This window comes from Bradyrhizobium sp. AUGA SZCCT0177 (assembly GCF_018130125.1).
In the GTDB taxonomy this organism is placed as follows: domain Bacteria; phylum Pseudomonadota; class Alphaproteobacteria; order Rhizobiales; family Xanthobacteraceae; genus Bradyrhizobium.
Map to the genome: position 1 here is coordinate 76,841 of NZ_JAFCMA010000022.1, position 19,464 is coordinate 96,304.

Below are 19,464 nucleotides of genomic sequence, written 5' to 3' on the forward strand. Positions count from 1 at the left end.
GGGCGAGCCAATGACCGCGCAGCCATTGCTCGACGTCAACGACCTCACGGTGGAATTCGCCACACGGCGCGGCATCGTCAAGGCGGTGCAGCACGTCAACATCTCCGTGGCCAAGGGCGAGACCCTCGGCATCGTCGGCGAGTCCGGCTCCGGCAAGTCGGTGACATCTTACGCTGTGATGCGGATCCTCGACCGCGCCGGCAAGATCGCCGAGGGCTCGGTGATGTTTTCCGGCATCGACGTCAAGGCCGCGACTGAGAACCAGATGCGGGATTTGCGCGGCCGCGAAATCTCGATGATCTTCCAGAACCCGCGCGCGGCGCTCAATCCGATCCGCAAGGTCGGCGACCAGATTGAGGATGTGCTGCGCCAGCATGTGCAGTCAGCGGCCAGTGATCGCGGCGAGAAGGCGATCGAAGCGCTGGAACAGGTCAAGATCGCGCGGCCGCGCGAGCGGTACCACGCCTATCCGTTCGAGCTTTCCGGCGGCATGTGCCAGCGCGTCGTGATCGCGCTGGCGCTGGCCTGCAATCCGCAGCTTCTGATCGCAGACGAGCCGACCACCGGCCTTGACGTCACGACGCAGAAAGCCGTGATGGATTTGATCGTCGAACTCACAAAACGGCGCGGCATGTCGACCATCCTGATCACGCATGACCTTGGCCTTGCCGCCGCCTATTGCGATCGCGTGGTGGTGATGGAAAAGGGCCGCGTGGTCGAGACCGCGAAATCCGCCGACATCTTCGCCAACCCCGAACATGCCTACACCAAGAAGCTGATGCGCGCGACGCCGCGGCTCGGCGTCTCCTTGCGCGATCTGTTGCCGGAGGAAGACGCGGCGGCGCTGCCGGCGCTGACTTCAGCTGGGCCGGCCGACAACGAAACCAAGCCGCTGCTGCTGGTCGAGAAACTGGTGAAGGAGTATCCGCGCCAGGGCGCCACGGCCGTGCTCGGCAAGCTGTTCTCGCGCAAGCCGCCGGTCGAGGCCGAACTGTTCCGCGCGGTCGACGGCATCAGCTTTACGGTCGGCCACGGCGAGAGCGTCGGTCTGGTCGGTGAATCCGGCTGCGGCAAATCCACGACGTCGATGATGGTAATGCGGCTTCTCGACCAGACCTCGGGCCGTATCGTGTTCGACGGCGACGAGATCGGCTCCATGCTGCCCAACGCCTTTGCGCGGCTGCCGCTGCGCAAAAGCATCCAGATGGTGTTCCAGGATCCGACCGACAGCCTCAACCCACGCTTCACGGCGGCGCGCGCCATCGTCGATCCGATCATGCAGCTCGGCGACATCAGGGGACGCGACGCGCTGCGCGCCCGCTGCGAGGAACTCGCCGGGCTGGTCGGTCTCCCCATTAATCTGCTCGATCGCTTTCCGCATCAATTGTCCGGCGGCCAGAAGGCCCGCGTCGGCATCGCCCGCGCGATTGCGCTGCACCCAAAGCTCGTGATCCTCGACGAGCCGACCGCGGCGCTCGACGTCTCCGTGCAGGCGGTGGTGCTCAATCTGCTGCAGGACCTCAAGGCGTCGATGGGTATGAGTTATCTGTTTGTCTCCCATGATTTGAATGTGGTGCGCCTGTTGTGCGATCGTGTCATCGTGATGCGCGCGGGACGAATCGTGGAGCAGGGCCCGTCTGAACAGGTCTTGGGCAATCCGCAGGACGCCTATACAAAGGAGCTGCTGACGGCGATCCCGCATCCGCCGTTGCCGGTTCACTCATAAACCTGGATGGGAGCGAAATGGCCGAACCCCTGGACGATTATATCGACGCCGTCGCCAAAGCGCTGGCGCTGCCGGTGGAAGATTCCTGGCGGCCGGCGGTGCGCGCGAACCTCGAAGTATCGCTGAGACTGGCGCGGCTGGTCGATGAATTTGCATTGCCCGACGAAACCGAGCCCGCCAGTGTCTTCGCAGCCTGATCGCGCCATGACCGTTCAACAGACCGCTCAAGAGATCGCGCAGGCCGTGAGCGGTGGCAGGATGACCGCGCTTGCGGCGACCGAAGACGCGCTGGCGCGGATCGCCAAACATGATTCCGTTCTGAACTCCTTCACTGACGTGACCGCGGATCGCGCGCGGGCCAAGGCGCGCGCGGTCGATGCGGCGATTGCGGCGGGACAAAAGGTGGGCCCGCTCGCGGGCGTGCCATTCGCGGTGAAAAACCTGTTCGACGTCAAGGGCCTGCCGACGCGCGCAGGCTCGAAGATCAACCGCGACCTTGCGCCGTCGTCGCGCGATGCGACGCTGGTCGAGCGCATGGAGGCGGCGGGCGCCGTCCTGGTCGGCGCGCTCAACATGGGCGAATACGCCTACGACTTCACCGGCGAGAACGTCCATGACGGCCCGTCGCGCAATCCGCACGATCCGACGCGCATGACGGGCGGCTCCTCCGGTGGTTCCGGCAGTTCGGTCGGTGGCGGCCTGGTGCCGATCGCGCTGGGCTCGGATACCAACGGTTCGATCCGGGTGCCGTCGTCGTTCTGCGGGATCTTTGGCTTGAAGCCGACCTACGGCCGTCTGTCGCGGGCGCGCTCGTTTCCGTTCGTGGCGAGCTTCGATCATCTCGGACCTTTTGCGCGCAGCGTCGGCGATCTCGCGCTGGCCTACGATGCGATGCAGGGGCCTGATGCGGATGACGCCGCGTGCACCACGCGGCCGCTCGAGCCCGTGACGTCACAGCTCACGCAAGGCATCGGTGGGTTGCGTGTCGCAATAGCCGGCGGCTATTTCCAGAAGAACGTGTTTCCGGAGGCCGTCGAGGCCGTGGCGCGCGTTGCCAAGGCGCTAGGTGCGACGCAGGCGATTGAAATCCCCGAGGCTGCGCGCGCGCGGGCCGCAGCTTACGTCATCTCCACCACCGAGGGCGCGTCACTGCATCTTGATCGCCTGCGCAAGCGCCCGAACGATTTCGATCCGGCGGTGCGCGATCGCCTGATCGCGGGCGCGATGGTGCCGGCGCCGCTGGTCGATCGCGCGCAGAAATTCCGCCGCTGGTATCGCACGCAGGTGCTGGAGCTGTTCAAGTCGGTCGACGTGATCATCGCGCCGGCGACGCCCTGCACCGCGCCAAAACTCGGCCAGGTGACCTTCAAGCTCGACGGCGTCGAACTGCCGGTGCGCGCCAATATCGGCATCCATACCCAGCCGATTTCGTTCATCGGGCTTCCCGTGGTCGCGGTGCCGGTGCCGCTGGCGCCGATGCCGATCGGGGTTCAGATCATCGCCGCACCGTGGCGCGAGGATATCGCGCTTCGCGTCGCTTATGCGCTGCAGCAATCCGGCGTTGCTGCGGCGCCTGCGCCAAGAGGACTTTAGCCATGGATATCGATCTTCCCGACGTGCTCACTGAGGTGTCAGCGCAATTCGCGCGCTATGAAACGGCGCTGGTGTCGAACGACGTCGCGGTGCTGGACGAATTGTTCCGCAACGATCCCCACACGCTGCGCTACGGCATCAACGAAAATCTCTACGGCTATGAGGCGATCATGGCGTTCCGCGCCGGCCGCTCGCCGGTGGGGCTGATGCGTACGACCGACAAGACCGTGATCACCACCTATGGCCGCGATACCGCGGTCGCCTCGACGTTATTTTATCGCGACGTGTGGAGCGGCAAGAAGGTGGGGCGCCAGATGCAGACCTGGATACGGTTTCCCGAGGGGTGGAGAATCGTCGCCGCCCATGTCAGCATCATTGACGAGCCGGCCTCGTAAAGGGATCGGAGTCGAAGGGATTTTGGGTCAAACGACATGAGCCTTGACGATCTTCCAACGCGCATCCCGCAAGCCGGCCTAGAGTCCGAGCCGGTGGTGCGGCGTGTCGACCGCGCCTCGCCGCAGGCGGACAAGGTCACGCGCGCGGAGGAATTGCGGCTGCAGCTTGCCGACGAGATCGTGCGCGGGGTGCTGGCGCCGGGATCGGGGCTGGATGAGACCGATATTGCGCGGCGCTTCAGCGTGTCGCGGACGCCGGTGCGCGAGGCGCTACGGCAGCTGGTGGCGAGCGGCCTGGTCGAATCCCGCGCCCATCGCGGCGCCGTGGTGGCCCAGCCGTCGATCGAGCGTCTGACTGAAATGTTCGAGGCGATGGCGGAGCTGGAAGCGCTGTGCGCAGGACTCGCCGCGGAGCGGATGCCGGCCGCGGAACGCCAGAAGCTGGAGGCGATCCACGAGGAACTGCGGGTGCTGAGCTATGCCGGCAATCCCGAGCGGTTCCACGAAGTCAACGAGCGCTTTCACAACGCAATCTATGCCGGCTCGCAAAACGGCTATATCGCCGAGATGACCTTGGCGACGCGGGTGCGGGTGCAGCCGTTCCGCCGCGCCCAGTTCCGCAATCTCGGGCGGCTGGCAAAATCGCACGCCGAGCACGACCGCGTCGTGGTCGCGATCATGCGCGGCGACAAAACCGGCGCGGCGGGCGCGATGCGCGCGCATATCGAACTGGTACGCGGGGAGTATGAGATTTACGCGGTGTCGCATCCGTAGAGGCGCTCTTCCTTACCTCGCCCCGCTTGCGGGGAGAGGTCGGATCGCCTCGGCGATGCGAAGCATCGTCCGGTGCGATCCGGGTGAGGGGGGTACAGGTCCCCCGACAATCTTTGCTCGGAGAGAGGCCCCTCACCCCAACCCTCTCCCCGCAAGAGCGGGGCGAGGGAGTATCAAACCTTCTGAGCCATGAACGCGCGCCAGCCGCCGAATGCTGAAATATCGCGCGCGCCGCTCACCGCGGCCGGTTCGACCAAAAATCCCTTCACGCCGCGGCCGTCAGCCAAACGAACGGTTCCGATCGACAGCGGTGGCGGAATCGCGGCGACGAACTTTCCGAATGAAGCCGCCGACAGCGCCCAGAGTTCGAGCTTGATCTGATATCCCGCGCCCGCCTCGACGCGCAGCATGCCGGGTTTTGGCGGCGTGGTGTCGAGCGCATAGAGCTTGTAGTCCGGCGCGGTCGAGGCTTCTTCCAGCAGGCGTCCGCCGAGATCAGTCAGTTCGCCGTTCAGCGCCATGCCGGAGAGATGCGCGCCGACCGCCGCGATCGCGATTTCGTCGCCACTCAGTTGCGGCGACAATGCTGCGAGCGGCGGCTGCGTCAGGTCCTTGGCACCCATCTTCAGTCCGGTATCGGCGTGGAAGGCGCGGCCGATGCTGGCGAGCTGCGCGTCATGTCCGGCAGGCGCGAGCAGCGTGATGCCGAACGGAATGCCGTCGGACCGCATCGCGGATGGCAGCGCCAGCCCGCAGAGATCGAGCAGGTTGACGAAATTGGTGTAGGTGCCGAGCCGGCTATTGAGCTCGATCGGATTGGCCAGCACCTGCGCGGTCGAGTAGGCGGTCGGCGCGGTCGGCAGCACCAGCGCATCGACATTGCCAAAGGTGCGCTCGGCGACGCGCCGCAGCGCCTGCAGCCGGTAGAGCGCGGCGAACGTATCGGCTGCGGTCGGCCGCGCGCCGGCTATGGTGATCTCGCGCGTGACGGGATGAATCGAATCCGGCGACGACGCCAGGAGATCGCGGATCACCAGATAGCGCTCGGCGACCCACGGCCCCTCATAGAGTAGCTGCGCGGTCTCATAAAACGGCTCGAGATCGAATTCGACCAGCGTCGCGCCCAGCAAGGTCCAGCGCTTCAGCGCCTCGCCATAGGCCTGCTCCGACTCACGGTCGCCGAAGAAGACCAATTGACCGTCGCGGGGAACGCCGAGCCGGAGTTGTCCGGGAAATGCCGTGACCGCGCCGAGCGGCCGGTCGCGTGAAAACGGATCGGCGTCATCAGGGCCGGCCATCGCTGATAGTGCCGTCACGGCGTCGTCCACCGTGAGCGCGAACACCGAAACGCAATCCAGCGTGCGGCAGGCCGGCACCATTCCGGCATTGGAGATCAGCCCGAGGCTCGGCTTCAACCCGACGATGTTGTTGAGCATCGCCGGCACACGGCCACTTCCTGCCGTGTCGGTGCCGAGCGCGAGCGGCACTAACCCAGCTGACACCGCGACCGCCGATCCCGAACTCGATCCGCCTGGGATGAGATCGTTGCGGACCGGGTTGACCGGGGTGCCATAGGGCGAGCGCAGGCCGACCAGGCCGGTCGCAAACTGATCGAGATTGGTCTTGCCGATGATGATGGCGCCGGCCGCGCGCAGTTTTGCGACCGCGGTGGAGTCCCGCGTCGGCAGATAGGAAAAGGCCGGGCAGGCGGCCGTGGTCGGCAGGCCCAGCGCATCGATATTGTCCTTCACCGCGACCGGCACGCCCAGCAGCGGAAGCGTCGCCGGATCGTTTGCGCTCAGCGCTTGCGCTTCCGCCAGCGCGTCCTTTTCGTCGCGCAGGGAGATGAACACGGCGGGATCGTTGTGGTCGCGGATGCGCTGATAGCTGCGCGCGACGGTTTGGGCCGGCGTCATGGTGCCGGCGCGGTGCGCGGCGACGATCGCAGCAACGGTTTCGGTCACGTGATGCCCGTCCTGGGTTGGCTGAGGTCAGTCACCATCGACTTACCAAAGCGAGGAGTTCCATCCGGATTGAAGCAAGCGATGTGCCATTGTGTACAATACGGGATGCAAACGGAGAGACGCAAATAACCCTGCAATGTCTGTAGTTTAATATGATTATCAGGAAACGATGCCGGCTCGCTATCCAGGCACGGAGCGTTGTCATTGCCTAATTTGTAGGCGGCATCGCTACCAACGCAGCTTGGAGCTCGCAGCGCCCCGAGCGCTCAGGTGAACGCCGCGAGGATCCGCAGCAAGTGCTCCCGATTCTCGGCCCCGATCTTCGCGGCGACGTGGCGCTCATGTTCGGCCGCGAGCAGCTTGAATTGCCGCAGCGATGCCTGGCCCCGTGCGGTCAGGTGCAGCGCGTGGGAACGGCGGTCGGTCCTGGATTGGACGCGGCGCACCAGCTTGCGGTCTTCGAGACTGTCCAGGAGGTGCACCAGCCGGGCGCGCTCGATCCCGAGCCGTTTGGCGACCGCCATCTGGCTCAGGCCCGGATTGGCGCCGATCACCGTCAGCACCGAATACTGCGTCGGCTTGATATCGACCGCCGCCAGCGTCCGGATGAAATCCTGAAAGATCCAGATCTGGAAGCGCCGCACCGCGTAGCCGGCATGGCCGACCAGCCCGTCGAGGCCGACCTCGATATTCTGCTCCTGGCGGCGTGCCTTGCCATTTCCGCCGCGCTTGCCGTTCGCGGAAACCGGGGTTTTCAAGGCTGGTTGGGCCGCTCTGTTGGACACATCGTTTCTCCCGGCGTCGCTCCCCTTCTAGCGCTTTGCAGCGGCGAAGGAAATATTGTTGTTGACGACAACAATTGTTGCGACCAACAATATGCGCAAGAGCGGCCCACAGAGGCCGGCGGCCGATGGGCCGCGCGAGGAGGAAACCGATGACGACAGCCGCCGCCACAGGCCGCGACCAATCCGAAGCGCTGTTTGCGAAGCCCGCGATCTCTGCCGATCGCCGCACGGACGGCAGCATCATCCTGAAATCGACGGTGCCGCTGAAGCCAGGCGCGCGCTGCGTCGGCGACTGGCTCGAACATTGGGCCCGGCAGACGCCCGAGCGGATTTTTCTTGCCGACCGCAAGACACCAGATGTGCCTTGGAACACCGTCACTTATGCCGGTGCATTGCGGCAGGTTCGCTCGGCCGCGGCGTGGATTCTGGCGCAGGAGCTAAGCGCGGAACGGCCATTGGTGATCCTGTCCGACAACAGCGTCGACCATGCATTGTTAGCGCTGGCCGCGCAGCATGTCGGCGTACCCTCGGCGGCGATCTCGCCGGCCTATTCGCTGATGTCCAGGGATTTCGACAAGCTCAAGGGCATGATCAGTCTGCTCGGGCCCGGCGCGATCTATGTCTCCAGCGCCAAACCATTCGCGGCGGCGCTCGCGGCGATTGCACCGCTGCATTCGGCAAAAATTGTCAGCAGCGATCCCAGCGATAGCGACGTGATCCCATTCCCAAAGATCGCGGCGACACCGGAAACGCCGGTCGTCGAAAAAGCCTTCAAGGCCGTCACGCCGGACACAATTGCAAAGTTCCTGTTCACCTCGGGTTCGACCGGCACGCCGAAGGCTGTGATCAACACCCAGCGCATGCTGACCTCGAGCCAGCAGGCCAAGGCGCAGACCTGGACGTTCCTGGAAGCGGCGCGCGACGATCTCGTGATCCTCGACTGGCTGCCCTGGAGCCATACGTTCGGCGCCAACCACAATTTCAATCTGGTGCTGCGCAATGGCGGCACGCTCTATGTCGACGGCGGCAAGCCGGCGCCGGGGCTGTTCGCGACTTCGCTGGCGAACCTGCGCAGCGTGATGCCGACGGTCTATTTCAACGTGCCGCGCGGCTTCGACATGCTGATCGCGGCGCTGCGCAGTGACGAGGAACTGCGCCAAAAATTCTTTGGCGAGGTGAAGTTCGCGTTCTATGCGGGGGCGGCGCTGCCGCAGAATCTCTGGGATGCGCTGGAGGAACTCTCGATCAAAACCAGCGGCCGCGCGCTGCCGATGGTGTCGGCCTGGGGCTCGACCGAAACCTCGCCGCTCGCGACCGACTGCCATTTCCAGGCCAGGCGCTCCGGCAATATCGGCGTGCCGATATCAGGCACCGAACTGAAGCTGGTTCCGTCAGGCGACAAGCTCGAGGTGCGGGTGCGCGGACCGAATGTCACGCCCGGCTACTGGAAGGCGCCGGAACTCACCGCGCAGGCGTTCGATGCGGAAGGCTTTTATTTGATCGGCGACGCCGTGACCTTTGCCGATCCCGAGCGGCCAGAACTCGGATTGTTTTTCGACGGCCGCGTCGCCGAGGATTTCAAGCTCAACTCCGGTACCTGGGTCAATGTCGGCACGCTGCGCGTCGCCGGCATCGCAGCACTCGCGCCGCTGGCGCAGGATATTGTCGTCACCGGACATGGCGGCGATGAAGTCCGCTTTCTGGTGTTCCCCAACATCGCCGCTTGTCGTGCCCATGCCGGTCTGCCCGACAACGCCGTCGCCGATGAGGTCATCGGCCACGAAAAAGTTCGCGCCGCGATCGGGCAGGGTCTCGCCAAACTGAAAGCGCAGGGCGACAACTCGTCCGGCCACGCCACGCGCGCGCTGCTGCTGGCCGAGCCCGCCTCCGTCGATGGCGGCGAGATCACCGACAAGGGCTACATCAACCAGCGCGCGGTGCTGACCCGCCGGGCAGGTGCGGTGGCGACGCTGGACGACGGCGCGTCGACCGAGTGGATCGGCTGCGCCGGCTAAGCTTCAAGAGGCGCCGCTGCGCGAAAGTTCGCTCCGGTAGGCTTCGACCAGCCGCGTCAGCATGTGAAGAAATGCCGCCCGCTCTGGCGTGCTGAGCGGGGCGAGCGTGTGTTCGTTGAAGATCTCGCCAGCCCGGCTTGCCTCATCGGCCCGCCTTTGCCCGGCCGCGCTGAGCGAAAGCTCGACCGCGCGCTTGTCGCGGGACGATCGCTTGCGCCTCACGATGCCGGCCTCCTCCATGGCAGACAGGATCTTCACGAGGTTAGGCAGTTGCATCTTGAGCACGGCGGCGAGTTCGCTCTGCGTCACGGCCTCGTTGTCGCGCACGGTCATGAGGATGGAATATTCGACCGGCGACACTTCCAGCGCCTGGAAGTGCCGGAAAAAAGCTTCGAAATTCAGCAGCTGCAGGATCCGGATCATGAACCCGGGCGTCTGCTGTAACGCGCTCAGATCGAGCGACTTTTTCCTGTCATCGGCGGTTTCAACCAGCGGGGATTTTTTCGCCGCGGCGCGGCTGCGGGGCTTTTGCATTTGTTCAGTGATTCCCGGTCGAGATTGACTCTCCGAAAAATACTTATATTATATAAGTAATTTCGGCAGCGTGAAGATTGCCTTTTGGGTTTGTAAACACAAGGAGGCCCTGATGGGTTATGTTTTTTCGCGGCTGAAGACGCCGCTCGTCGCTGCGACCGCTGTGCTGCTCGTCTCCGGCGCGCAGGCGCAGGAAAAAGTCCGCATCGGTATCCTGAACGATCAGTCCGGCGTGTTCGCGACCTACCAGGGCATCGGTTCGGTGGTCGCGGCCCAGATGGCGGTCGAGGATTACGGCGGCAAGGCCGCCGGCAAGGTCGTCGAGGTGGTCGCGGCCGACCACCAGAACAAGCCTGACATCGGCGTCGGCATCGCCCGGCGCTGGTATGAAAACGAAAGCGTCGATGCGATCTTCGATCTGCCGAACTCGGCGATCGCGCTCGCGGTCGCAGGCATTAGCGAACAGAAAAACAAGGTGTTCATCGGCTCCGGCGCCGGAACCGTGCTGCTGACCGGCGCGAAATGCACCCCCAACACCGTACACTGGACCTACGACACCTACGCCTATGGGCACGGTCTCGGCAAGGCGGTGGTGGCGAAGGGCGGCAAGAAATGGTTCTTCCTCACCGCTGACTATGCGTTCGGTCACGACCTCGAAAAGCAGGCGATGGAAGCGGTCAAGGCCGCCGGCGGCGAGGTGGTCGGCGCCGTCCGCCATCCGCTGGGGACGGCGGATTACGCCTCCTTCCTGCTGCAGGCCCAAGGCTCCGGCGCTGATATCGTCGGCATCGCCAATGCCGGCGACGACACCATTACGTCGATGAAGCAGGCGGCCGAATTCGGCCTCACCCAGAAGCAGAAGCTGGTCGGCCTGATCCTTGGCATGAACGGGTTGCCGGCGCTGACGCTGAAGGCGGCGCAGGGCGCGCAGATCATGAACCCGTTCTACTGGGATCTGAACGACGGCACCCGCAGCTTCGCCAAGCGTTTCTCCGAGCGTCATCCGCAGAAGAATTATCCCAACGACATGCAGGCCGGCGTCTATGCCTCGGTGATTCATTACCTCAAGGCCGTCGACAAGGCCGGCGGCGCCACCGACGGCAAGGTGGTTGTCGAAGCGATGAAGGCGATGCCAACCGACGATCCCCTGTTCGGCAAGGGTTTCATTCGCGCCGACGGACGAAAAATCCATCCGCTCTACCTGCTCGAGGTCAAGAAGCCGGATGAGTCGCAGTCGAAATGGGACCTTTTGAAAGTGGTCGGCACGATCAAAGGCGAGGACGCATTCCGGCCCGAGAAGGACGGCGGCTGTCCGCTGTCGAAATAGACGGCGCGCCGCAGCGCGCGGCGATCGTTAGGGTCTGGCCGAAAAAGCAGCCAGTACTGTCTGAGCCTTCCTTAGCTGTCAGATTTCCTCCTTCGTCATGGCCGGGCTTGTCCCGGCCATCTACGTCTTTCGTGCTTAAAGGATGCAAAGACGTGGATGCCCGGCACAAGGCCGGGCATGACGAGCGTAGCCGCATGCAGCAGGGCCAAAGTTCCCGACCGAGCATTTCGTTGCTTTAGCAACTCTATATTGTTGCCACGGCAACTAATTCGTGCCAGTCTCTCGGTCAATGATGGCCGCAGAAGCAGTCCAGCTGCCGGGTCTCGCAGGGAGGTATGGATGGGCGAAAGCCAAAGCGGGTCACGGAACGCCGCCGTGTCATCCGCGGCGCGGACCGGTGCGCTTCATATGAAATGGTCGTTGCCGGACAGCCTATGGGCCGCCGACGCCCTTGACGGCATCGAGATTGCCGTGGACGCGGCGCAGCAGGTCGATCAGCACCTCCCGCTCGTCCTTGCGCAGGACGGACAGCAGCCGTCGTTCGCGTTCGAGCGCGGCGACGATGACCTTGTCGTGGGTCGCGCGTCCCTTCGCGGTCAGCGATATCGAATGGGTGCGACCGTCGTCCGGCGCGGTCCGGATCGCGACAAGCCCCCGTTTTTGCAGCATCGAGAGCGTGCGGCTGACCGGTCCCTTGTCGAAGCCGATCACGTGGCAGATGCGCGAGGCCGGAATGCCGGGCTCGATCGCCAGCAGCGACATGATCCGCCATTCCGTGACGTTGACGCCGAAATTGCGCTGATAGAACGCCGTGGCGCTGTTCGAGAGCTTATTGGCGATGAAGGTGATGAACGCCGGAACGTAGCGCTCGAGATCGAGGGTCGGGCCGTCATCGGCATCTGCGACCTCCGCCGGTCTCTGCCGGCGCGCATTCCTGGCGGGTGGTTGACTGCTCATGTCCCTGATCATCGCTGCAAACGCTGGGCTTGAGAGATAGAGACATGCGCCAGCTCTTTACAAGAACAAACTTTGGGAGGTCGGAATGAGTACATCAGGCTTCACGCCATCGGCGGGCGTGCCGCATATGGACATCGATCCGTTCTCGATCGAGTTCTTCGAAGACCCGCATCCCGCTCACGAGGTGCTCCGGGAAGCTGGGCCGGTCGTCTGGTTCGACAAGTGGAACGTCTACGGCGTCGCCCGCCATGCCGAGGTCCATGCCGTCCTCAACGATCCCCTGACCTTCTGCTCCAGCCGCGGCGTCGGCCTCAGCGACTTTGCGAAGGAAAAGGCCTGGCGGCCGCAAAGCATCATTCTGGAGGCCGATCCGCCGGAACATGCGCGCACACGGGCGGTGCTGAGCCGGGTGCTATCGCCGACGGTGATGAAGCAATTGCGCGGCAGCTTTGTCGCCGCCGCCGAATCCCGGGTCGAAGCGCTGCTCGCCAAAGGCAGCTTCGACGCCATCGCCGACCTCGCCGAGGCCTATCCGTTGTCCGTGTTTCCCGATGCGCTCGGACTCAAGCCGGAGGGGCGCGAAAACCTGCTGCCCTATGCGAGCCTTGTCTTCAACTCGTTCGGGCCGCCGAACAAGCTGCGTCAGGACGCGATCGAGCGCTCGGCGCCGCATCAGGCCTATGTCGCCGACCAATGCCAGCGTGAAAATCTCGCGCCCGGCGGTTTCGGCGCCTGCATCCATGCCCGCGCCGATGCCGGCGATATCACGGCCGCGGAAGCGCCATTGCTGGTGCGCTCGCTGCTCAGCGCCGGCCTCGATACCACGGTCAACGGCATCGGCGCCGCGGTCTATTGCCTGGCGCGTTTTCCCGATCAATGGGCACGGCTGCGGAGCGACCCAACGCTGGCGCGCAACGCCTTTGAGGAGGCGGTGCGCTTCGAAAGCCCGGTGCAGACGTTCTTCCGGACCACCACACGGGACGTCGAGATCAGCGGGTCGCGGATCGGCGAGGGCGAGAAAATCCTGATGTTCCTCGCCGCAGCCAACCGCGATCCGCGGCGATGGGACCGGCCTGACGAATATGACGTGACGCGCAAGACCAGTGGCCACGTCGGTTATGGCTCCGGCATTCACATGTGCGTCGGCCAGCTGGTCGCGCGGCTGGAAGGCGAGGCGGTGCTTTCGGCGCTGGCAAAACGGGTCAGTGCGATCGAGATCACGGGGCCGGCGACGCGGCGTTTCAATAACACGCTGCGGGGCCTCGAAAGCCTGCCCGTGTCCATCAAAGCAGCGTGAGCCTGATCATGCCGACCATCATTTTCAATCGTCCCGACAACCGTTCCGAACGCATCGACGCGAGCGTCGGCGCCAGCGTCATGCAGGTCGCAACCACGCACGGCGTCGACGAGATCGTGGCCGAGTGCGGTGGCAACGCGATGTGCGCGACCTGCCATGTCTATGTCGATGAGGGCTGGATCGCGCGGCTCGCGCCCATGAGCGAGGAGGAGGACGAGCTGCTCCACGGCGTCGCCGCCGAGCGGCTGCCGAACAGCCGGCTGTCCTGCCAGATCAAAATCACGCCGGAACTCGACGGCCTCATCGTGCGGCTGCCGGACCGGCAGATCTGAATTCAAACCCGGCGCAGTCCGGGAACAACAACGATCACATCCATAGGAAGAGAATGATGAAGAATATCAGGGTCTATCTGGCGCTCGCGCTATCCTGCGCCGCGTTCGGACCGGCGCGGGCGGAGATTTCCGAAAACGTCGTCCGGATCGGCGTGCTCAACGACATTTCCGGCATCTTCCAGGACACCAACGGCATGGGGTCGGTGGAAGCCGCGCGCATGGCGGCGGAGGACTTTGGCGGCGGGGCTAAGAACATCAAGGTCGAGATCGTCTATGCCGATCACCAGAACAAGGCTGACGTCGGTCAGGGGATCGCGCGCAAATGGCTCGATGTCGAGGGTGTCGATGCCATCGTCGATGTGCCCAATTCGGCGGTCGGGCTCGCCATCAATGCGCTGGTGCGGGACTCCCGCATGACGTTCTTGGCGTCATCGACAGCGAGCTCCGACCTCACCGGCAAGGCCTGTTCGCCCAACACCATTCAATGGGTCAACGACGCGTGGGCCACCGGCAACACCACGGCGGCGGCGATGATGGGGCGCGGCGGCAAGGACTGGTACTTCGTCACGGTCGACTATGCGCTCGGCAAGGGCATCGAGGCCGAGGCCACCAACTACATCGAAAAGAATGGCGGCAAAGTGCTGGGCTCGAGCAAGCATCCGCTCGGTACGTCGGACTTCGCGTCGTTCCTGCTGCAGGCGCAGAGCTCCAAGGCCAAGGTGATCGGCCTTGCCAATGCCGGCGGCGACACCATCAATGCGGTCAAGCAGGCCAATGAGTTCGGTATCCAGCAGAGCGGCCAGACCATGGTGGCGTTCCTGTTGTTCGTCAACGACGTGCACGGCATGGGATTGAAGATCGCGCAGGGGCTGCAACTGCTGGAGGCGTTTTACTGGGACATGGATGACGACACCCGTGCGTTCGCCAAACGCTTTGCGGCGCGGCCCGGCATGAACGGCAAGATGCCGAGCGGCAATCAGGCCGGCGTCTATGCCTCCACGCTCGCCTATCTCAACGCGGTGGCGGCGACCGGCAGCGACCATGCCAGGGACGCCGTGCCGCAGATGAAGAAGTTCAAGGGCAAGGACAAGCTGTTCGGCGACGTCACCATCCGCCAGGACGGCCGCGTCATCCACCCGATGTATCTGTTCGAGGTAAAGAAGCCGGCGGAGTCGAAATATCCGTATGATTATTACAAGCTGGTTTCGACGATTCCCGCCGATCAGGCGTTCCGGCCGATGGCCGATGGTGGATGCTCGTTGGTGAAGTGAGTGCGGTGATGGCGCTGTCTTACCTCGCCCCGCTTGCGGGGAGAGGTCGGATCGCCCTTGCGATCCGGGTGAGGGGGTACAGGTCTCACGACACACTTCGCTCGTGGAGAGGGCCCCTCACCCCGACCCTCTCCCCGCAAGAGCGGGGCGAGGGAGAAGAGGCTCACCCCGTCACCTTGCTGCTCCCCTGCGTGATCAGCCGCGCCGCGCGCTGATTCCTGGCGTGGATCCAGAGCCAGCTCATGGCGACGCTGAGCCGGTGGCGCAGACCGATCAGGAAATAGATGTGGGCGATGCCCCAGATCCACCAGGCGAGATTGCCGCGCAGCTTCATCCAGCCGAAATCGATCACCGCCTTGCGCTTGCCGATTTGCGCCAGGCTGCCGGCATGTTTGTAGCGGAAGGGCGGCTGCGTGCCGCCGCCGAGCCGCGCCTTGATGAGGGCTGCGACGTAGCGGCCCTGTTGCTTGGCCGCCGGCGCAATGCCGGGCACCGGATTTCCGCTCGCATCCGCAATCGTTGCGGTGTCACCCACAGCGAAGATATCGGGATGGCCGGGTACGGTAAGGTCTGGTCGCACCTGCACGCGGTAGGCGCGATCGGCGGGCGCGCCCAGCCATTCGGCCGCGCGCGAGGCACGCACGCCCGCGGCCCAGATGATGGTTTTCGCGTCGAGCCTGTTGTCGCCATAGACCACGCCATCGGCGCTGCATTCCGTCACCGGCTTTCCCAGCATCACTTCGACGCCGAGGCCCTCAAGCGAGGTTTGAGCGTAGGCCGAGAGATCGTCGGGAAAGCCCGCGAGCACGCGAGGACCTGCCTCGATCAGCACCACGCGCGCCTTGCTGGTGTCGATGTTGCGGAAATCCTGCGGCAGCGTGTCCTTGGCGAGGTCGGCAATGGTGCCGGCCAGCTCGACGCCGGTGGGTCCCGCGCCGATGATGACGAAAGTCAGCAGTGCGGCGCGCCGCGCCGGATCGGTCTCGCGTTCGGCGCGCTCGAAGGCGACCAGGATGCGCCGCCGCAGCGTGGTGGCGTCCTCCAGCGTTTTCAGCCCAGGTGCGAACGGTTCCCATTCGTCATGGCCGAAATAGGCGTGGCGCGCACCGGTGGCGAGGATCAGCGTGTCATAGGGCAGCGCCTCGCCGTCATCGAGCAGCACACGCTTGCCCGCGGCGTCGACGCCATTGACGTTGGCGAACAGCGTCGTGACATCGGGCCGGTCGCGCAAGAGATAACGGATCGGCCAGGCGATCTCGGAGGTCGCCAGCGATGCGGTGGCAACCTGATAGAGCAGCGGCTGGAACAAATGGTGGTTGCGCCGGTCGATCAGCGTGATTTTCACCGCTGCGCCGGCCAGCCCGAAGGCGGCTTCCAGCCCGCCGAAACCGGCGCCGACGATCACCACGTGGTGCTGACGTTTCGGCGCGCTCGTCATGGAATCCAGCCTCGGTTCGAGATGTCTCCGTCCCCTCATTATGTAGTTATTTGTGCACTGCTTCCAAGAGAAGCTTCAAGGCGTGTTTGCCAATCGACCGATAGCGAAAGCGCATCGTGAGCGGTGAAACACAACGTCGAAAAATTTTGCTTACGCTGACGACGGCCACACGGTCGACGCCTCGATGATCGCAGCGGTTCGCCGGTAATGCTCGGCCAAATAACGCACGGCGTCTTCGCTGCGGCGTAGCGTGGCGTCCATGATCTGCTGATGCTCGGCAGCAACGTCGCGCGCCGGCGTTCCCGCCACCCGGCCGACCAGGCATGGCAGCCGGTAGCGCTGGGTTTCGACATAGAGCTGGTCGGCCAGGTCGAGCAGCCGCGGCGATCCGCAATGGGCGATCAGCGCCCGATGGAATTGATAGTGCCGCTCGTCCATCGCATGCATGTCGACGGCGCCTACTTCGCCGGAGAGGCGCGCTTGCCGTTCGGCCTGCAGGCTGAGCGCATGGAAGGCGGCCACGATGGCGGCTTCCCAATCATCGTCGCCGTCGCGCATCGACCTGCGCAGCGCGTCGGATTCGATCAGAATACGGGTTTCCGTCGCGTCCTTCATTTCCGCGCGCGACAGCGGCGCGACCGAAAAACCGCGCAGCGCCGTCGAGAGCACGAGCCGCTCGGACTGCAGCCGCATCAACGCCTCGCGCAGCGGCGAAAAGCTCAGGCCGTAGCGCTGCTTCAGGGCTTCGAGCCGCAGCGGCTTGCCCGCGTCGAGCGCGCCGGAGACGATGTCGGCACGCAGACGCTGATACGCGGCTTCGCTCAATGTTGCGGGCTCGCCAGCTCCTTCGCTGACGATCCGGCGGTCGCCTGCCACGCCTGCCATGTTTCCTGCTTTCGCGGTCGCCATTAGCGGATTGGATTTCTTTCGAAAATTTTCTATTGCTTCGAAGATATATATTATTTTATATGATTGGCAATCCAGGGAGAGCGAAATGGCAACAGGTCGCCGCGAAAACCACCGGGAAGACGTCGCCGGGCGCGCCAATGTCGAGGACACCCCGGAATTGCTCGCCTATTACGACGAGCTGGAAAATCTGGACGCGGGTGCGCTGTGGACGGTCGCCAACAAGATCGAGCCCTGGCAGCCCAAGTCGTCCTCGGTCCCGGTGCTTTGGCGCTATGAGGACCTGCGCCGGCATGTGCTGCGGTCCGTCGAACTGGTGTCTCCCGAAAAGGCCGGCCGACGCGTCATCTACCTGAACAATCCCGGTCGCCGTGATCATGCCGCCGCCGTCGGCTGGCTCTATTCGGGTCTGCAGGTGATGCACCCCGGGGAGGTTGCCTCCGCCCATGCCCATTCCGCCTCGGCGCTGCGCTTCATCATGGAAGGCGAGGGCGCCTACACCATTGTCGATGGCCACAAGCTCACACTCGGCGCCAATGATTTCGTCCTGACCCCAAACGGCACGTGGCACGAACACGGTGTTTCCAGCGATGGCACGCCGTGCATCTGGCAGGACGGTCTCGACATCCCGCTCGTCAACACGCTCGAGGCCAATTTCTACGCGGTGCATCCGAAGATGCAGCAGGAGGTCGGCTATCCCGTCGACGACATGACCCACGCCTGGGGCAATCCGGGCCTGCGCCCCGCGGGCGCGGAATGGACGCGCGGATATTCACCGCTGCTGAAATACGAGTGGGGGCCGACCTACGAGGCGCTGCAGCGTTACGGCAAGGCCTCCGACGGCTCGCTTTATGACGGCGTGCTGATGAACTACGTCAATCCCGTCACCGGCGGCCCGGTGATGCAGACGATCGGTGCGTCGATGCAGATGCTCCGGCCCGGCGAGGCCACCAAGGCTCATCGTCACACCGGCAGTTTCATCTACCAGGTCGCAAAGGGAAGCGGTCACTCGATCATCGACGGCAAGCGCTTCGACTGGAAAGAGCGCGACATCTTCTGTGTTCCGTCCTGGTCCTGGCATGAGCATGTCAACGGCTCCGAACGCGACGACGCCTGCCTGTTCACCTTCAACGATCTGCCTGTGATGCACGCCCTCGGCCTGTATCGCGAGGAAGCGTATGGCGACAATCAAGGCCGGCAGCCGCTGACATCCTAGGAAAAAGCAAAATGCGTCTTGTTACCTACCGCGCCAATGTCGAGGCGGCGGCCCGCCTCGGTGCCGTCGTCGATGACCTGGTCGTGGACGTCGAACGGATCGGCGCGCATGCCGGCGTCGCGCTGCCATCGTCGATGCTCGATCTGATCGATTTCGGCCCGCCGGCGACGATGGCGCTGAAGAAGATATTGAGCGAGCACGCAGGCCATTGGCCGGTGGGTGCCGCGCTGCCGCTTGCCAATGTCAGGCTGCTGGCGCCGATCCCGCGGCCGCGCAAGAACATCTTCGGGATCGGGCTGAACTATGTCGAGCACGTCGCGGAATCGTCACGCGCGCTGGACACGGCGAAGGAATTGCCGAAGCAGCCGATCATCTTTTCAAAGCCTCCGACCAGCGTGATCGGGCCCAATGAGGCCATCGAGCACAACCGGACGATTACGCAGCAGCTCGATTGGGAAGTCGAACTCGCCGTCGTGATGGGGCGAACGGCGCGCCGGATCCCGGAAGCGCAGGCCCTCGATTTCGTTTTCGGCTACAGCGTGATGATCGACGTCAGCGCGCGCGACAATCGCCGCGCCGGCCAGTGGATCTATTCCAAGGGCCAGGACACCTATGCGCCGTTCGGTCCGTGCATCGTGACGGCTGATGAGATCGGCGATCCGCATGCACTCGATCTCTGGCTCACGGTGAACGGCGTCGAAAAACAGCGCTCCAACACCCGCCACATGCTGTTCAAGGTGCCGCTGCTGATCTCGGACATTTCGGCAGCGATCACGCTCGAGGCGGGCGACATCATCGCGACCGGCACGCCCGACGGCGTAGGCGCGGGGCGGACACCGCAGGAATGGCTGTGGCCTGGCGATGTCGTGGAGGCGGAAGTGGCCGGCATCGGTCGGCTGCGTCATCCGGTCGTGGCGGTCTGAGCGCGGGGGCC

At 64.3% G+C, this 19,464-nt stretch carries 18 protein-coding genes; 12 read left to right on the forward strand and 6 right to left on the reverse strand.

Going from position 1 to position 19,464, the window contains the following annotated elements:
- Nucleotides 1-10 precede the first annotated feature (10 nt).
- The 5 genes from JQ597_RS24500 to JQ597_RS24520 are packed head-to-tail and all read left to right on the forward strand — an operon-like array spanning nucleotide 11 to nucleotide 4,488.
- Nucleotides 11-1,726, forward strand: coding sequence for a dipeptide ABC transporter ATP-binding protein (locus JQ597_RS24500; protein WP_212267436.1), 1,716 nt, complete (start codon nucleotides 11-13; stop codon nucleotides 1,724-1,726).
- Between the two features lie 17 nt (nucleotides 1,727-1,743).
- Nucleotides 1,744-1,923 (forward strand): DUF4089 domain-containing protein, encoded by a 180-nt coding sequence (locus tag JQ597_RS24505; protein WP_192735513.1) that lies wholly within the window; start codon nucleotides 1,744-1,746, stop codon nucleotides 1,921-1,923.
- Between the two features lie 7 nt (nucleotides 1,924-1,930).
- Nucleotides 1,931-3,319: an AtzE family amidohydrolase gene (locus JQ597_RS24510; protein ID WP_249148145.1), complete on the forward strand. Its 1,389-nt coding sequence runs from the start codon at nucleotides 1,931-1,933 to the stop codon at nucleotides 3,317-3,319.
- A 2-nt stretch (nucleotides 3,320-3,321) separates the two neighbouring features.
- A complete protein-coding gene (hpxZ, locus tag JQ597_RS24515; protein ID WP_212267440.1) occupies nucleotides 3,322-3,714 on the forward strand; it encodes an oxalurate catabolism protein HpxZ in 393 nt (130 codons plus the stop codon).
- Between the two features lie 36 nt (nucleotides 3,715-3,750).
- On the forward strand, nucleotides 3,751-4,488 hold the full coding sequence (locus JQ597_RS24520; protein ID WP_212267443.1) for a GntR family transcriptional regulator: 738 nt from the start codon (nucleotides 3,751-3,753) through the stop codon (nucleotides 4,486-4,488).
- 173 nt (nucleotides 4,489-4,661) lie between these two features.
- On the opposite strand, the gene atzF is transcribed toward JQ597_RS24520, so the two are convergent.
- On the reverse strand, nucleotides 4,662-6,452 hold the full coding sequence (atzF, locus tag JQ597_RS24525) for an allophanate hydrolase (RefSeq protein WP_212267445.1): 1,791 nt from the start codon (nucleotides 6,450-6,452) through the stop codon (nucleotides 4,662-4,664).
- Nucleotides 6,453-6,718: 266 nt separating this feature from the next.
- Complete coding sequence (locus tag JQ597_RS24530; protein WP_502754605.1) at nucleotides 6,719-7,237, reverse strand: MarR family winged helix-turn-helix transcriptional regulator; 519 nt, start codon at nucleotides 7,235-7,237, stop codon at nucleotides 6,719-6,721.
- Between the two features lie 149 nt (nucleotides 7,238-7,386).
- Here JQ597_RS24530 and JQ597_RS24535 point away from each other — a divergent pair, with 149 nt between their 5' ends.
- On the forward strand, nucleotides 7,387-9,252 hold the full coding sequence (locus JQ597_RS24535; RefSeq protein ID WP_212267447.1) for a feruloyl-CoA synthase: 1,866 nt from the start codon (nucleotides 7,387-7,389) through the stop codon (nucleotides 9,250-9,252).
- A gap of 3 nt (nucleotides 9,253-9,255) precedes the next feature.
- Here the strand turns inward: JQ597_RS24535 and JQ597_RS24540 are convergent, their stop codons facing one another.
- Nucleotides 9,256-9,786 (reverse strand): MarR family winged helix-turn-helix transcriptional regulator, encoded by a 531-nt coding sequence (locus JQ597_RS24540; RefSeq protein WP_212267449.1) that lies wholly within the window; start codon nucleotides 9,784-9,786, stop codon nucleotides 9,256-9,258.
- Between the two features lie 112 nt (nucleotides 9,787-9,898).
- On the opposite strand from JQ597_RS24540, the gene JQ597_RS24545 reads away from it, so the two are divergent.
- Nucleotides 9,899-11,113, forward strand: coding sequence for an ABC transporter substrate-binding protein (locus tag JQ597_RS24545; protein WP_212267451.1), 1,215 nt, complete (start codon nucleotides 9,899-9,901; stop codon nucleotides 11,111-11,113).
- Nucleotides 11,114-11,545: 432 nt separating this feature from the next.
- On the opposite strand, the gene JQ597_RS24550 is transcribed toward JQ597_RS24545, so the two are convergent.
- The gene (locus JQ597_RS24550; RefSeq protein ID WP_212267453.1) at nucleotides 11,546-12,070 is read right to left on the reverse strand and encodes a MarR family winged helix-turn-helix transcriptional regulator; all 525 of its coding nucleotides are present in this window, start codon (nucleotides 12,068-12,070) and stop codon (nucleotides 11,546-11,548) included.
- An 85-nt stretch (nucleotides 12,071-12,155) separates the two neighbouring features.
- Between JQ597_RS24550 and JQ597_RS24555 the strand changes: the two genes are divergently transcribed.
- Genes JQ597_RS24555 through JQ597_RS24565 form a run of 3 tightly spaced genes read left to right on the forward strand, consistent with a single transcriptional unit; the run spans nucleotide 12,156 to nucleotide 14,970 of the window.
- A complete protein-coding gene (locus tag JQ597_RS24555) occupies nucleotides 12,156-13,367 on the forward strand; it encodes a cytochrome P450 (RefSeq protein WP_212267455.1) in 1,212 nt (403 codons plus the stop codon).
- Between the two features lie 8 nt (nucleotides 13,368-13,375).
- The gene (locus JQ597_RS24560; RefSeq protein ID WP_212267457.1) at nucleotides 13,376-13,699 is read left to right on the forward strand and encodes a 2Fe-2S iron-sulfur cluster-binding protein; all 324 of its coding nucleotides are present in this window, start codon (nucleotides 13,376-13,378) and stop codon (nucleotides 13,697-13,699) included.
- 56 nt (nucleotides 13,700-13,755) lie between these two features.
- Entirely contained in the window at nucleotides 13,756-14,970 is a 1,215-nt protein-coding gene (locus JQ597_RS24565) for an ABC transporter substrate-binding protein (protein ID WP_212267460.1), read from the forward strand.
- A 163-nt stretch (nucleotides 14,971-15,133) separates the two neighbouring features.
- Here JQ597_RS24565 and JQ597_RS24570 read toward each other — a convergent pair whose 3' ends face one another.
- Together JQ597_RS24570 and JQ597_RS24575 are read right to left on the reverse strand one after the other, a co-directional pair.
- Nucleotides 15,134-16,408 (reverse strand): NAD(P)/FAD-dependent oxidoreductase, encoded by a 1,275-nt coding sequence (locus JQ597_RS24570; RefSeq protein ID WP_212267462.1) that lies wholly within the window; start codon nucleotides 16,406-16,408, stop codon nucleotides 15,134-15,136.
- Between the two features lie 150 nt (nucleotides 16,409-16,558).
- Complete coding sequence (locus tag JQ597_RS24575; protein WP_212267464.1) at nucleotides 16,559-17,293, reverse strand: GntR family transcriptional regulator; 735 nt, start codon at nucleotides 17,291-17,293, stop codon at nucleotides 16,559-16,561.
- A 109-nt stretch (nucleotides 17,294-17,402) separates the two neighbouring features.
- Here JQ597_RS24575 and JQ597_RS24580 point away from each other — a divergent pair, with 109 nt between their 5' ends.
- On the forward strand, nucleotides 17,403-18,530 hold the full coding sequence (locus JQ597_RS24580; RefSeq protein WP_212267466.1) for a cupin domain-containing protein: 1,128 nt from the start codon (nucleotides 17,403-17,405) through the stop codon (nucleotides 18,528-18,530).
- Between the two features lie 11 nt (nucleotides 18,531-18,541).
- Nucleotides 18,542-19,453 carry a fumarylacetoacetate hydrolase family protein gene (locus JQ597_RS24585; RefSeq protein WP_212267468.1) on the forward strand — a complete coding sequence of 304 codons (912 nt, stop codon included), beginning with the start codon at nucleotides 18,542-18,544 and terminating at the stop codon, nucleotides 19,451-19,453.
- The last annotated feature ends 11 nt before the right edge of the window (nucleotides 19,454-19,464 follow it).

Excerpts from the sequence above, each read along its gene's own strand:
- JQ597_RS24540 (WP_212267449.1), bottom strand. The coding sequence starts at position 9,786 with ATGCAAAAGCCCCGCAGCCGCGCCGCGGCGAAAAAATCCCCGCTGGTT.
- JQ597_RS24505 (WP_192735513.1), top strand. The coding sequence starts at position 1,744 with ATGGCCGAACCCCTGGACGATTATATCGACGCCGTCGCCAAAGCGCTG.
- JQ597_RS24550 (WP_212267453.1), bottom strand. The coding sequence starts at position 12,070 with ATGAGCAGTCAACCACCCGCCAGGAATGCGCGCCGGCAGAGACCGGCG.
- JQ597_RS24555 (WP_212267455.1), top strand. The coding sequence starts at position 12,156 with ATGAGTACATCAGGCTTCACGCCATCGGCGGGCGTGCCGCATATGGAC.
- JQ597_RS24500 (WP_212267436.1), top strand. The coding sequence starts at position 11 with ATGACCGCGCAGCCATTGCTCGACGTCAACGACCTCACGGTGGAATTC.
- JQ597_RS24545 (WP_212267451.1), top strand. The coding sequence starts at position 9,899 with ATGGGTTATGTTTTTTCGCGGCTGAAGACGCCGCTCGTCGCTGCGACC.
- JQ597_RS24520 (WP_212267443.1), top strand. The coding sequence starts at position 3,751 with ATGAGCCTTGACGATCTTCCAACGCGCATCCCGCAAGCCGGCCTAGAG.
- hpxZ (WP_212267440.1), top strand. The coding sequence starts at position 3,322 with ATGGATATCGATCTTCCCGACGTGCTCACTGAGGTGTCAGCGCAATTC.
- JQ597_RS24575 (WP_212267464.1), bottom strand. The coding sequence starts at position 17,293 with ATGGCAGGCGTGGCAGGCGACCGCCGGATCGTCAGCGAAGGAGCTGGC.
- JQ597_RS24510 (WP_249148145.1), top strand. The coding sequence starts at position 1,931 with ATGACCGTTCAACAGACCGCTCAAGAGATCGCGCAGGCCGTGAGCGGT.
- JQ597_RS24565 (WP_212267460.1), top strand. The coding sequence starts at position 13,756 with ATGAAGAATATCAGGGTCTATCTGGCGCTCGCGCTATCCTGCGCCGCG.
- JQ597_RS24585 (WP_212267468.1), top strand. The coding sequence starts at position 18,542 with ATGCGTCTTGTTACCTACCGCGCCAATGTCGAGGCGGCGGCCCGCCTC.
- JQ597_RS24580 (WP_212267466.1), top strand. The coding sequence starts at position 17,403 with ATGGCAACAGGTCGCCGCGAAAACCACCGGGAAGACGTCGCCGGGCGC.
- JQ597_RS24560 (WP_212267457.1), top strand. The coding sequence starts at position 13,376 with ATGCCGACCATCATTTTCAATCGTCCCGACAACCGTTCCGAACGCATC.
- JQ597_RS24570 (WP_212267462.1), bottom strand. The coding sequence starts at position 16,408 with ATGACGAGCGCGCCGAAACGTCAGCACCACGTGGTGATCGTCGGCGCC.
- JQ597_RS24535 (WP_212267447.1), top strand. The coding sequence starts at position 7,387 with ATGACGACAGCCGCCGCCACAGGCCGCGACCAATCCGAAGCGCTGTTT.